The sequence below is a fragment of the uncultured Porphyromonas sp. genome (genome assembly GCF_938023125.1).
In the GTDB taxonomy this organism is placed as follows: domain Bacteria; phylum Bacteroidota; class Bacteroidia; order Bacteroidales; family Porphyromonadaceae; genus Porphyromonas.
In genome coordinates, this window is sequence record NZ_CALHDW010000019.1 from 17,400 (window position 1) to 31,041 (window position 13,642).

Below are 13,642 nucleotides of genomic sequence, written 5' to 3' on the forward strand. Positions count from 1 at the left end.
GAAGATGCTCCCCCGGGCATGAATCAAAATTTTTTTTTGACATCGTCCTCCCTTAGAGTCGTGCCAATAGCTCCTCGTCTACAGGTCAAGCGTTCTCAGCTTAGAGTGCTGAGCGTCTTGGCTTTTTTGTTTTTCCCGATCCTCTATAGTTGTGGAGGAGATGGTACCACACAGGTGGTGAAGCACGAGTTTAGTCTCGACTCTATCTACAGCATGTACACCGATAGCGTAGATGTACTTATCTCAGACTCGGGCAAAACGCAGTACCGCATGGTAGCTTTGGAGTGGTATATCTACGAGAAGCGGGAGCGCCCTTGTTGGGTTTTCCCGAAGGGATTCTATGCCGAGAAGTTCGACGATAAGAAGAATAAGCTCGCACAAGTGAAGTGCGATACGGCCTACTACTACATGAACGAAGAGCTGTGGGATTTCATAGGGCACGTCTTGGTGGTTAATCTCTCGGGCGAGCGTTTTACCACTCGTCACCTCTATTGGGATAAGAACCAGGGAAAGGTCTTTTCGCAAGATACGGTGCGGATCGAAGGGCTAGGGCGTTCGCTAATGGGAAGCCACTTTGAGGCATCGCAAAACTTCCAGCAATACACGTTCTACAACAACGTTGGTCAGATGGACGTAAAAGAAGAAAAGTCAGAAGAATGATACTCCTCACCAGCTCTTTCCCCCCCCTCTCGTTGCTCTCTGTGCTGGGTGTGATTGCTCTACTCATCCTCTCGGCTTTCTTTTCGGGGATGGAGATTGCCTACCTCACGAGTGACCGCCTTAGGGTAGAGGTGGACCTCTCGAAGGGAGGAGCCGTCTCGAAGGCGCTCAAAATGCTCTTTCGCAACCCCGACCGCTATGTTACGACCGTACTCGTGGGCAACAACATTGTGCTTGTGATGTATGGTCTCTTGATGTCGTTCATCTTGGATCCCTATTTGGAGCAGTTCATTCACTCCGGTTGGCTCCTTGTCTTGGTGGATTCTCTCATATCTACCCTTGTTATTATCGTATTTGGGGAGTACCTCCCCAAGTCCCAATTTAAGCGGAATCCGAATAGTGCGATGCGGCATTTTTCGTTGCTTTCTGCCTTTTTCTATTTTCTCCTTCTGCCTATTACCCTCTTCTGCTCGGTGCTGTCGCGAGGGTTCCTCCGCCTCATGGGTGTGCGTGGGAATCAGGCCGTGGTGCATCGGCGCCTAACGACCGTTGACCTCGATCACTACCTCAGTGATACGCTCCTGCACGACGACGATCAGGGGACACTCAATACGGAGGTCAAGATTATTCAGAATGCGATTGGCTTCTCCGATGTGCGGGCGAGAGACTGCATGGTGCCCCGTAGCGAAGTGGTGGCTTGCGATCTTGCGACCTCGCTAGAGACCTTGAGGGGGATCTTTGTCTCCACGGGTCTCTCCAAAGTAATCGTCTACAATGGAAGTATAGACAACGTGGTCGGCTATATCCACTCCTCGGAGATGTTTCGTGGGGATGATTGGCAGCAGCGTATGAAGCAGGCGCTTTTTGTGCCGGAGAGTCTCTTTGGTCATAAGCTAATGAAGCAGCTGATGCAGCGCAAGCAGTCCGTAGCCATTGTGGTAGATGAGCTAGGCGGTATGGCCGGTATCGTAACCATGGAAGACCTCGTAGAGGAGATCTTTGGAGATATTGAGGATGAGCACGACAAGAAGCAGCTAGTGATCCGTCAGGTAGACGATAGCAACTATATTTTCTCGGCCCGCTGCGAGATTGACCTTATCAACGGGGAGTTCCACCTCAACCTGCCCGAGAGTGACGAGTACAATACGCTGGCGGGGCTTATCCTTGCCCATCATGGAGATATCCCCAAGACTCGTGAAGTTGTGGAGATCGGCAAGCTTCGCTTTACCATCTTGCGCTCGAGCTCTACACGTATTGAGTTGGTGAAGTTGACGCTTCTCGACTAATCGTTCCCGCCTCTCTCCCTCCCTTATTTCTTCCCTTTTCTCCCTCGTTTGTTGCCGTTTTCTCCTTCTGTTGGGGGGAGTCGGGGCTAATTTTTACTCCTTTTGGGGGCCTTGCTTTTCGCTTTCCTCCTTAGAAGATAGCTGCGTTTTGCCTCCTTGTCGGGGGTAGGCTAGGTGAGGTCGGACTACAAAAGAAGGGCTGACTCTGGTTATTCGGAGCCAGCCTTTTTTTTATATTCCACGAGGGGGTTGTTGCTCTCCCGTGGGGGAGTGTGAGAGTAATAGGTGATAAATGAAAGGAATGTAGCTGAAAACATCGCCTTGTTTTGCCTGATTTCTCGGGGAGTCTTGCCCTAAATCTCGGAGAGTTTTGCCCTGTTTCGGCGCCATTCTTACCCTCTTTTGGGGGTAGGGGCAACTATCGGTTAGCGGCTAATCCGATTGATTCGGATGTAGGATAGACCATCCTCTTCTCCCACGGTATGCTTTAGCTCAACATGCATAGCGCTAATGAGGTTGTCGCTTCTGTGTGGGTAGAAAAGAGCCTTGCAGGGAATGGTACTATTGCCGTAGCTGCCGAGACTCTCAGACTCTATGTGCACATTAAGTTTGTAACGAGAGATCACTTCGGGCGGATAGATGGATAAGGGGCCGTTTTTCTCCAATTGTGCCACAAAGCTAGGGGTGCCGTAGGCCTTGGCTATCCGTTGTAGAGATGGTTTGTCTACGGGGTCTTGTAGGTTCTCATGGGTGTACATGATGTAAAAATAGGTGATAAGGTCCGATTCGTTGAGCGAGGTTGGAGCCATATACTTCTTGAAGTGACCATCTTTTGAGAAGGCGAGGAGAACGAAAATCCCTTCGTCTGTTTCCGGGATAAAAGCCCCCAAGGTGATATATACAGAGGTGTTGGTGATTTGCTCAATAACCCCCGAAGACAAAGCAAATTGATTGTCGAGGGACTCGTGCAGTCCGTTTGTGGTAAACTCTTCTTTGTCAAATAGCAACTTCCCATCCTTCGAGATGGTGATCAGAGCCTTCTTGTCAAACAGGTCGGAATTCTCTATTTTGACGTCTGTATTGGCCTCTTGTATAATGATGTGCCAGCCATTATACGTGCTGTCGGCCACGGTCTTGAGGCCTTTGTACTCAGCCTCCGACGATGGCATCGCAGTGGCTTGTTCTCCCTTTCCATCTGCACACCTCTTACCGCTCTTCTTGCAGCCGATGGTCAGTAGGGCGCTCAGGATAGCAAGCGAAAAGAGTATTAATACTTGTGTCTTAGAGTAATATTTCATAATCCTGCCTATTGGCTTAATTTTTCCATACTCCGCGTCTCTGCAGTGTAGTTTGTTTGCAAAAATACTAAAATAGAATGAAATGAAGGCTATTTTCGCTTGGGATAAACCCCCTTTGTGGGCAACTCTGCCGGTATCCCTTTCTCCATAAGGGGGAAAAGGGTGGGGGAGGTCTCTCTTTTCATGCGAGCCCCATCTAAAATAGCCTCACAAGGCTTTAGCTTCTCCCACAAAAGGGAAATGGAGACGGCGAAAAAGTATAGACGAGAGACCGGACTGCATTGACCGTAAAGAGCGTTTGGGAGATTTCGAAATGGACCTTATCATTGGAGTTTAACAAACTCATTCGACAATACCTAGCCAAAGGGGCTTCCTTCAAATATATCAATGACAAACAAAAATGATATATCAGGATATTGCTAAACAACAGACCCAGGAAAAGTTTGGACTTTAAATCTCCGAATGAAGTCCTAGCACTGCATTTGTTATACCGTTGCACTTGATACTAGAATCTGCAATCTGCAGATTTGGATGTTTGCTTTGTATTTCATATCTTTACTCCAAAGTTCACTCAGTAGTCGGTTTGTTCCACTGCTGATATGAGTAGAACATATATAGGTTGATATGGCAAGAAAATCAAGCAAAGAGAACATAGTAAAAGAAGCATTTAGGCTTTTCATTTTAAAGGGATATGACAGAGTTAGTATTGCCGAAATTGAGAATGCTGCAAATGTTTCAAGAGGATTAGTGTTTTACTACTTCAAGAGTAAAGAGGATATGTTCAAAAGTGTGGGAGACATGTTCTTCTTCAATCACATTTCTTCTTCAAGTGAAGGATCTCAATCAAAGTATTCCATTTCAGAAACACCTTTGAGAGACTTTATAGTAGAACAACTCTGTGCTATTAAGAACAGGATGGATCTCCTAAGTCAAATAAACAAAGGAGAGGCGAAGCATTTTCACTTCTATCGATTTATTCTTGAGCTCAAAGCTTTATATCCAAGTTTTGAAGATGAAATGAAAGCCTATGAGGAAAGAGAGTCCTCTTGTTGGATAAATATTATCGAATTGGCTAAATCCAAAAAGGAAATATCGTCAAGTGAAACAAGCGAAGATATAGCTTCTTTGTTTAGGCACACTTATATAGGTCTTTCGTTTAAAGACGCATTATTTTCAGGCTTAGATATTGAGCAGCTGGACAAACTTTGGAATACTCTATACTCACAAATCAACACACATTGATATGGATAGGAAAGTTTATATAAATCGGATTGCCTCTTTTTTGCCCAATTCTCCTATTTCTAATGACGAAATGGAAGAATACATAGGACTGATTGGGGGAAATAAGTCTCGAATAAAATCAATCGTACTTCGCCAAAATGGAATTCAACAGAGATATTATGCTCTAGACAAGAACAGCAAACTTACCCATACAAATGCCCAACTAGCAAAAGAAGCCATTGTCAAGCTATTTGATGATGGTCAATTACCTCAAAACGTAGGGCTATTGGCGTGCGGAACGAGTACCCCTGATCAATTACTCCCATCGCACGCCTCTATGGTACATGGGGAGTTGGGTAACTTCCCGATGGAGATATTCTCTTCCGCAGGTGTATGTCTGACTTCATTACAAGCTCTGAAGATTGGCTATAGTCATATCCTTTCGGGGCTTCATAGTTCAGCCATTTGTTCAGCTTCCGAACTGTCATCCCCAACTTTTATGGCAAAATTTTACGATGCGGAGTATGAGGCTATGCATAGTGATGTAGACAAAAATCCCTACATAGCTTTTGAGAAAGATTTTCTAAGATTCATGCTTTCTGATGGAGCTGGAGCTGTCCTATTAGAAAATGAACCCAAGGGGGATCTTTCTTTTGAAATTGAATGGGTTGAAATGACGTCATACGCTAATGAGTTACCTGTCTGTATGTTTATGGCAGCGGAAAAGGACTCTGATGGCACGTTAAAGGGGTGGAAAGAGTATTCCTCTGAAGAGATTAGAGAGAAGGGAGTGTTTGTGGCAAAACAAGATGTCCGAATTCTCAAAGAATATGCCACTAAGTATTGTGTTAATCACATTGAGAACGTTCTCAAGAAGCATAATGTATATCCCAATGAGATAGACTATGTCATTCCTCATATTTCATCAATGTTTTTCTATGAGAAATTAAACGATGAACTCGCCTCACGCGGCATCCCTCTCACTAAAGAAAAATGGTTTACTAATCTAATCTCTGTGGGAAATATCGGCTCTGCTTCCATCTACGTGGCATTAGAGGAGTTCATAAGAACAAATAACATAAAGAGGGGACAGAAGATACTCCTTCTTGTCCCTGAAAGTGGAAGATTCTCGTTTGGAACAGCGCTTTTGTCTAAATGACAATCAAAAGCTTGCTCTTAATAATCACCTATAATGCATAGAAGTATGAAAAAGAAATTACTGCTGTTTATGCTGTGTTTGAGCGTTGGAATGACTGCTCTTTCACAGAACAAGACTGATATCTATGGTCTATTGACGGCCATAGATCATCCGTCAAAACCCACTCAAGGAGCTATCCTTGCCATTATGACTGAGAGTCAATATATCCCGATTGAACTGAGTACAGGTGAGTATGTCCCAGTCTCTACACCTCAAATGCTTTGTGGTAAGCCTATTCAAATGGATAGCATCTATCACTTTGTTCGTACTGAAACGAACGGAGTTTTCTCCTATAGCTTTGAGCAACTCTATAAGGGAGCCTCCTACATCAACGCGGAAGGATACTTTGTTTCTGCGCTTATGGGACCATCAGCCCCTGGAGGAGCCCCCCTGCCAGGAGTCGAATATTATTTTGAGACAAAACAGGGAGAAAAAATGCGATGTGCTTCATTCCAAGGTGAATCAGGAGAAACTGGCACATATTGGACTTTAGGAGGCTGGAGCAAAGGGCACACCTATGAAAAAGGAATTGATGGATGGGGAAGCAACAATAAGCCCGATAGTTGCTACTCAGTTAGATTCCTAGTTTTGTCTCCGAGCATTTATATACCAACCCAATTATTGTTCGGAACGCCTATGTCCACAGAAACTTTTTCCCCTCGGGAACCTCAGATTTTTTCTGACAAACTCACAATCAGTATTCAGGCTTATGAACCAATGAAAAGCGTAGCTATCATTGAAATGGATGGAATTATCAATATCTACAGAGCCAATGGGGATACGCATATTGATGTCCCTAAGGTCCGTTTTGACCATCCATTCATTATGCGAATAGAATACATGAAGGAAAACTCAACATTCACTCAAAAAATATACACGAAATGAAACGAATATCTATAATCATATGTCTTATACTCCTTGCTTCTCTGGGTATTAAGGCACAACACATTTCCGGGTCATATATACCATTTGAGTCATATATACCAAGTGCGAAAGCATGCTTTACTAAAGAAGATTATCGGGCAAGTTCAACAGTTGCTCCTACGTGTACAGCTCCTCTCTCTTGGAATGCCGATAGAACAGTCAAGCCTTCCACGTATTTACTTAGAAACCTTTCGAATCTTCCTCTATACTTATTAGTGGTGGATCAAAATATATATCCGTCTATCAGTGACAATTTGAATGATTATGCTCAAATTATCGCCAATAAATTTGACTGTGATGTATTTATAGTTCGAGTAAATCCTGGAGGATCTGCCATTGCTTTAAGAGAAAGACTGCAAAGCTACAGACCGAATTTATTCGGATGCTTTTTCATTGGAGATGTTCCCTACGCCGAATACCAAATTGAAAATGAAGACAATAAGGGTTACAATACAACATTCCCCTGTGATTTGTTCTTTATGGATTTGGATGGAGAATGGGTTGATCAAAAAAGAAGCCCTGGTCCTACTAGCAAATTTACAGAGGGGGCAGATGGTAAATTTGATAGGCATTTTGGGAATGTGCAGCCTGAGATTTTTATAGGAAGACTTCCTCTGTATAAGAAGGCAAGCTATTCTGAACAAGTCTCCTTAGTGAATCAATACCTTAAAAAAGTCAGTGCACATTGGTGTCAATCCGATGGAATATCACGACAGGCTTTAATGTATATAAATAAGTCTTGGTCTCAAAATGAATATCAAACAAAAAACAACTCTGAGAAAATTACTCCTCTAAAGCGAGCTGGGTTTGAGATTGACATTTACAATTGGCTTCACCATAGTTCATTCTTCTCTTTTAATGATTATCTATCAAGACTAAACTCTTCAAGATATTCTTATGTCAATCTTTGGTGTCATTCTGGAATTGGGCATCATGAATTTGAGACGGATAAATCGCGTACTTACTCAAATGGTTCAGAGTTTTTGAACTCTTCAATTACTCCAATAATATATAATTTGTTCTGCTGTAGTGCTCTTCGATGGACAGATCTAGATAATCTAAATGGTGAACCTTTTCTTGCTGGATCATATATCTATGGGAGTAAGAGCAATGCTCTTGCAATTATTGGAAGTACAAAGGTAGGCTCAATGCTTGAATCAAGAGCTTTTCATGATCTTCTCGCACAATCAATCTCTATTGGAGAAGCATATATGCGTTGGTGGAACTCACGGAATATTTTCGGTGGTGTTTTTTCTGATTTTGACATTGGGTGGCATTATGGTCTAACTATAATTGGCGACCCATTAGTTCGACTTGTCAATCCCATAGACCTCTATATGCAAGATGCTCCAGATGACGACGGCTCTATGCCCAATGCGATGGATAATATGAAGTACAACTTCTGGGAAAGTCAAGATATATGGATTCGTAATCAGCGAGACGGAGGTACGGAGCATCAAAACCCCGTCTACAGAGATGGTAAGCCCGTATTTGTCTATGCTCGCATCCGTAACAGAGGAGTCAAGACCTCTCCACAAGGAGCGACGGTGACGCTTCGCTGGTCACAAGCGGGTATATCACTGGATTATGACTCTTTCTGCGGTAAGAATAAGCTCGATAATGGTGTCGCTACGGGCGGACTAATCGGCACTAAGGGAATACCATCCGTTCGCCCTAACGAGAGCGTTGTCATCTGCTTCCCATGGTATATCAAAGACCCCAAGCAGTATCAGCAGTACGCTAAAGATGCGTGGCACTACTGCCTACTAGCAGAGATAGAGAGCATACAGGAGCCTATATCGGAGAAGATGCACAACCTACGAGACTATGTCAAGAGCTACAATAATGTGGCGATGAAAAACATCTACAACATTGAAGTCTCAGATGATGACAACAGTCTCATCAGTGGTGTCATCTCTATACACAACCCGTCAATAGACAATCGCATCTATAAGATTGAACTAGAGACTTTTGATAAGAATACCTTGCAACAAACTAATCTCTGCACCAAGGCGGAAGTTTCCCTCATCCCTGATAGAATGTTGTACCACTCTATGGTAGGAAATAAAGCAGAGTTACGCAACTTACAGCTACTCAAGAGCGAGGGTCGCTTGGTGGCTCAGACAGATCTAGCCTCAATGGATAAGGTTTGTCTAGCCCCTGGGGAGATGGGATTGCTCAATGTCAAGTTCAACTTCAAAGAGCAGATGGCTGACCTTGATGGGGAGTATATCTGTCGTGTCCTACTCAAAGATCAAGAGACGGGAGAACTCGTTGGTGGCGAGACCTATGTCATCAAGAAGAAGTCCCGCCCTAACTTCGACGTAGTGATAGGACATAAACTAGAGGAGGGAGCCGTGCGTCTTGTGGCGCAGCAGATATCTGAGCCAGCGACCTATCGTTGGCGAGACAGCGAAGGAGAGCTACTCTCTGAGGGACTAGAGTTTACCACCAAAACCTCAGCACCCGTTCAACTAGAGGTCGAGGCAAAGGTCGATGGAGTAAAGGGGGAAGCTCTATTTGAAGGAGGCTCTAGTTCTCTCGCTGGCCTCTTGACTATATCTCCAAATCCCGCAAAGGATTATCTTGATGTGAAGGTGAAAATGGAGAGTGAAGCTTCTCTAATTATAACCTCTGTCGCAGATGGGTGTAGCTATATATATCCAATCTTAAAGGAAGGGAGGATAGATGTTGGTTCCCTACCACGTGGTAAATACTTAGTTAGCCTCTTCTGTAAAGAAGAAATGTATGATAAGCAAGTAATTATTCTAGAGTAAAATGTATTTGTCTCTAAGTAGTGTTGATAAGTTCATTTTTTTTGTATTTTTGTGGCGAACCTTCTTCGGTGTCGTCGGAGAGGTTTGGGATTAAGGTGGATTTGGGTATTTCCCCTCTCTGCCAGAAGAATGAAGTAAAAAGAGTGAATATGAAATGTAGTGTACGTTTGGTCCTATTTGCCTTGGTCTGCATGTGTGCAACCATGGCCCATGCACAGGGCACTAAGGCTAAGATCTATTTGAATTCCGGCGAGGTGTGCCGTGGTTTTATTGATGGCTATCCTTTGCAGGAGACCGAAGAGATCTCTGTTTTTGATTTTCAGGTGGGCAAGAAACTTCGCTTTGAGAGAAAGGATATTGCTCGCTTAGTGATTGAGCCTGAGAAGATGAGTGATGACTCTGTGGTCTTCTCTTCGGTCAATGTCTACATCAATAAGAATCTGACCGTGCGTCGCTTTGTTCGCTCTGTGGTGGTGACGCCTCATATTGCAGTCTTTGTCGGGATCTATGCCAAAGGTTTGTCAAAAGAGGGGAATACTATTTATTATAAACAGAATAGTGGGCTCTATCCGCAGGAGTACTATTACTTGATCCGCCGAGGAGAGTCTTCGGCTTCTGTTTGGTTTGTGGCGGACTTCGAGGCTACCAATGACGTTTCTAGTTCGGTCAAGAAGCGTTTCATTAAGCAGTCTGTAGCTTATTTCCATGACGCCCCTGAGCTGTGTGCTCGTCTGGAAAAGGGCGAGTTTGGTCCGGGTGAGTGGGAAAAGGTGATTTTCGCCTATCTGCAAGAGCGTTATCCCGTATCGGATGAGGAGGATTCTGCGATTCCTACAACTTGATCTTTATGTTATCCATAATCTAGAGAATGAATATGAAAAAGTTGGTTTTGCTCTCTCTCGTGGGAGCCCTCTTGTCAGTACTTCCTCTTACTGCACAAGTTGCTTTTGAAAACTTTGAGGATGGAGATAATGAGTATCTATTTACTCGCAGGTCGTCTGTTTTCTCTCTTTCTGTTGGTATGCCGGGGTCTATAATGTCTTTGCCCTCACGCACGCCCGAGGCCTATGTTGTTGCCGGTAAGATACCCTCTATTGCGTTGGAGTATTCTCAAGGGCTATGGGACTTCCATAAGGGTTGGGTTATGTCCTATACCGGAGGTTTAGAGTATGTACGTAATGTGACCTCTCTCATCAAGGGTGTTGATATCAATGCTGAGAAGTTTAAATACGACTACCATCTCAAAGATGCTGATAATAAAACGTTCCATGAGTTTGATGCCTTTACCGGGATTGGCTTGCACAAGAGCTTTAGTGCTAAGTTCGAAGTGTATGTGAAGGGGTATTTGGTGATCCAGTTCTTGTCTCAAGATGACGATGATTTGTTGCGGGAAAAGAAAGGGTTATTCAATCTGCAAGGTCGTATAGGTGCCCGTTATGCGTTCTTCAAAAGCTTTTCGGCCTTTGCGGAGACGGGCTACATGAGAGACTATGCTCGCCTAGGGGTTGCTTACCAATTCTAAGCCTCACACCTATGACATAAAAGTAGAAGCCAGATTAACAATGAAACAGAGCTATATTTTAGGTTGTCTTGCGGGTGCAATGCTTGCCTCGGGCGCCGCATGGGCCTCTCCCTCCGGCTCCCCTCTTGCAAAGCCCTCTAGTGCTGCCATGCAAACGGCTCAGCGACCCCTACAAGAGGGGGTGGACTATGAGCTGACGGAAGATCGTAAGGGGCTGGCTGCTTGGATGGCAGAAGACCTCGCTACCGTAGACTTTACGGCCGATCCTGTACTTGCGCAGCTTGAGTATATCGATGTACGAGCCTTCTTTATGCGTAGCTCTGTAGAGCATGTCTTATTACCCGAGACGCTCACCACCATTGGCGAAATGGCATTTTGCTATTCGGCGCTCAAAGAGATCACTCTGCCCCAAAAATTAGAGCACCTCGGAGAGATTGATGGAGTAACGGCCAATCCCTTTGCCGGCTGCTCCAGCCTAAAAAGTATCTCGGTAGCTGAGGGAAACAAGCGCTTTAAGGCACAAGATGGTGTGCTTTTTATGGCAGGAAATACCCTTGTTGCCTATCCTTTGGGGAGTGATAAGACTAGTTATACTATCCCCGAAGGCGTGCAATACCTTGGTCAAAGTTGTTTCTCAGGAGCCTTCTCTCTCCAAGAAGTGGTTTGCCCCTCCTCGCTATATCGCATCTCGGCTCTTGCCTTCGAAGATGTGGAGACGCTTGCCAAAATTACCCTTAACGAAGGGCTAGAGTATATTGAGTGGGGAGCCTTTAAGCGTACGGCTATAGAGACCCTTACGCTACCTAAGAGCTTAAAGATGCTGGAAGATGGTGCGGACTACGAAAACCCCTTTGTCGGCATGGAGCATCTCAAGTCAATCTCTCTTGCCGAGGGTACAACCTTCCTCCAAATAAGGGATAAGGCTCTATACCTTGCCGAGGAGCCGGTATTGATTGCTCTGCCTGCCCGGAGTGGGCATACTTCCTTTGCTCTAGGGGGAGAGACAACAGCCATTGCTGTGGGGGCTTTTGCCTATCACCGTACCCTCGAGAGCTTCAGTGCCCTGCACCATATGCGCATACCGCTCCGTGCCTTCGACTCTTGTGCCAAGTTGCGCACCGTGGAGCTAAAGACCGGTACCCCCTTTATTGGCACACAGGCTTTTAGTGATTGTGTGCAGCTGACGGCCCTTACCATCGGTGTACCCTTTGTGCCTACTCTGGAGGATGAAGATGCCTTCGATGCAGTACCCAAGGGCTCTTTTGTTTTGCATATCCCTAAGGGGTACTCGGCTGCGGAGTACAACAAAGGTGCCGTGTGGCACGCTGCTCTAAAAGGGGCTACGGTGGCTACGGACGCCACTGCTGCTCAGTGTATTGTATTGCATCGGGGTGAGTATGCTTCGCTTGGGGCTGATGCACAAGGGGCTGCATTCCATAGCAGTTGCCCCGTCGTTGCCCCTCGTACTGACGATGGTACCCAGATCTTTGGCAATGTTGTAGGGGTTACCTCCATTGTCTTGGGGGACGGAGCCGAACCTAGACTCTTCTTGGCAAAGGTAGAACCTAAGCACACGGGCTTACTGACCCCTTGGCTCAATCGCTACGACCGCACTCGTCGGTCTATTGAGGAGTATGAGCACAATGTGGCACACCGTGTAGTAGTGAAGGAGGAGGATAACTTCGGCGCTAAAATGGTAACTTTTGCGGACGAAAAGGCCCCGGGAGTTGCGGTTGCCTATATGTTCTTTGATGATGAGGCAGCCGAATATGTCACCTGGACTTTTGACTCAAAGAGCCTTTACGAAAAATCCAAAGTGGGCGACTTCTTGGCCGAGCGGTATGCTCCAGCTACAGGAAAAGATATTGATGATGAGCCTTTCGACGGCTTTGTAGGCCCCGATGGCGTGGGTTACGAGTACCGAGAACTGAGTGTGTCTGAAGAGGTGGAGCCTGTGGTGTCGATAGCCTTCTTTATTAGTCAGGAGTCTACATTCAAGGCTAATCCTCTCCCAACGGTACCTGTGGTTGCTACGGAGGTAGCCGCCTTGCGCTTCGATGGAGGCCGGCTCCACTTCCCCGAGGGGGTGCAAAGTCTGTCGGTTTACTCGCTCGATGGCACCCTTGTATTACGCGAGGGCGTGTTGGGTAGTACCTCCTGCTCTCTTGAGGCTTTGCCTAAGGGTGTCTATTTGGTGGTGGCAGATCGCCCCAATGCGAGCCGCCTTGTACTCAAACTGATTCGCTAAGCATCGTCTAAAGCTATTGCTCCTCCTCTTTCTTCGTCCGCCGATTGTGGCAAACGTGAAGGGGGAGGCTAGCGAGTGCTTGCTACTCTTGTCTTTTTTTGCCATCTCGTTTTTTTTTTATCTTTCGCCACGAAACGAAATTTGTCTCTGACAAAGGGGTTGATGATAAGGGGCTTATTATTGTCTATACGTGCGTATTATTCCTAATATAAAACACTAAAATAATAAAGATATGAAGCGAGTATTATCCATCTTAATCTTGGGAGTCGCACTCTTCTCGTGCAGTCAAAGAGGACCCCTGGGCGGTCAGAATAAGGTGAACAAAGAGCAACAAGACACCACCAAAAACAATGAAGGGGAGAATAATGGCAATACAGATGGCCCCAACACTCCACCTCAGGGTGAATATATCTGTTCAGGGCATCAGATAAACCGCTACTATAAGATCAGCGCTCTCTCTATCAGAGAGGATGCTCTCAAAAAAGATAATCATGGAAACTATCTTATG

11 protein-coding genes are annotated in these 13,642 nt (G+C 45.4%); 10 read left to right on the forward strand and 1 reads right to left on the reverse strand.

Features of this window, described 5'->3' with window-relative positions:
- The first annotated feature begins 18 nt into the window (after window positions 1–18).
- Both lptC and Q0090_RS07900 read left to right on the forward strand, forming a co-directional pair.
- Window positions 19–660 (forward strand): LPS export ABC transporter periplasmic protein LptC, encoded by a 642-nt coding sequence (gene lptC / locus Q0090_RS07895; RefSeq protein WP_297949445.1) that lies wholly within the window; start codon window positions 19–21, stop codon window positions 658–660.
- Window positions 657–1,946 (forward strand): hemolysin family protein, encoded by a 1,290-nt coding sequence (locus Q0090_RS07900; RefSeq protein ID WP_297949447.1) that lies wholly within the window; start codon window positions 657–659, stop codon window positions 1,944–1,946. Before lptC ends, Q0090_RS07900 begins: the two co-directional genes overlap by 4 nt.
- Window positions 1,947–2,371: 425 nt before the next feature.
- On the opposite strand, the gene Q0090_RS07905 is transcribed toward Q0090_RS07900, so the two are convergent.
- The gene (locus Q0090_RS07905) at window positions 2,372–3,244 is read right to left on the reverse strand and encodes a hypothetical protein (protein ID WP_297949449.1); all 873 of its coding nucleotides are present in this window, start codon (window positions 3,242–3,244) and stop codon (window positions 2,372–2,374) included.
- 624 nt (window positions 3,245–3,868) lie between these two features.
- Here Q0090_RS07905 and Q0090_RS07910 point away from each other — a divergent pair.
- The 8 genes from Q0090_RS07910 to Q0090_RS07945 form a co-directional block, all read left to right on the forward strand.
- On the forward strand, window positions 3,869–4,486 hold the full coding sequence (locus tag Q0090_RS07910; RefSeq protein WP_297949451.1) for a TetR/AcrR family transcriptional regulator: 618 nt from the start codon (window positions 3,869–3,871) through the stop codon (window positions 4,484–4,486).
- A 1-nt stretch (window position 4,487) separates the two neighbouring features.
- Window positions 4,488–5,624 carry a beta-ketoacyl-ACP synthase III gene (locus tag Q0090_RS07915; protein WP_297949453.1) on the forward strand — a complete coding sequence of 379 codons (1,137 nt, stop codon included), beginning with the start codon at window positions 4,488–4,490 and terminating at the stop codon, window positions 5,622–5,624.
- Window positions 5,625–5,669: 45 nt separating this feature from the next.
- Window positions 5,670–6,548 (forward strand): hypothetical protein, encoded by an 879-nt coding sequence (locus tag Q0090_RS07920; RefSeq protein WP_297949455.1) that lies wholly within the window; start codon window positions 5,670–5,672, stop codon window positions 6,546–6,548.
- Complete coding sequence (locus Q0090_RS07925; RefSeq protein ID WP_297949457.1) at window positions 6,545–9,364, forward strand: C25 family cysteine peptidase; 2,820 nt, start codon at window positions 6,545–6,547, stop codon at window positions 9,362–9,364. Before Q0090_RS07920 ends, Q0090_RS07925 begins: the two co-directional genes overlap by 4 nt.
- Before the next feature lie 149 nt (window positions 9,365–9,513).
- Complete coding sequence (locus Q0090_RS07930) at window positions 9,514–10,206, forward strand: hypothetical protein (RefSeq protein ID WP_297949459.1); 693 nt, start codon at window positions 9,514–9,516, stop codon at window positions 10,204–10,206.
- A 32-nt stretch (window positions 10,207–10,238) separates the two neighbouring features.
- A complete protein-coding gene (locus Q0090_RS07935; protein ID WP_297949461.1) occupies window positions 10,239–10,886 on the forward strand; it encodes a hypothetical protein in 648 nt (215 codons plus the stop codon).
- A gap of 40 nt (window positions 10,887–10,926) precedes the next feature.
- Complete coding sequence (locus Q0090_RS07940) at window positions 10,927–13,134, forward strand: leucine-rich repeat domain-containing protein (RefSeq protein WP_297949463.1); 2,208 nt, start codon at window positions 10,927–10,929, stop codon at window positions 13,132–13,134.
- A 232-nt stretch (window positions 13,135–13,366) separates the two neighbouring features.
- Window positions 13,367–13,642: hypothetical protein (locus Q0090_RS07945; RefSeq protein ID WP_297949466.1), on the forward strand; the 276-nt coding region annotated here is incomplete at its 3' end.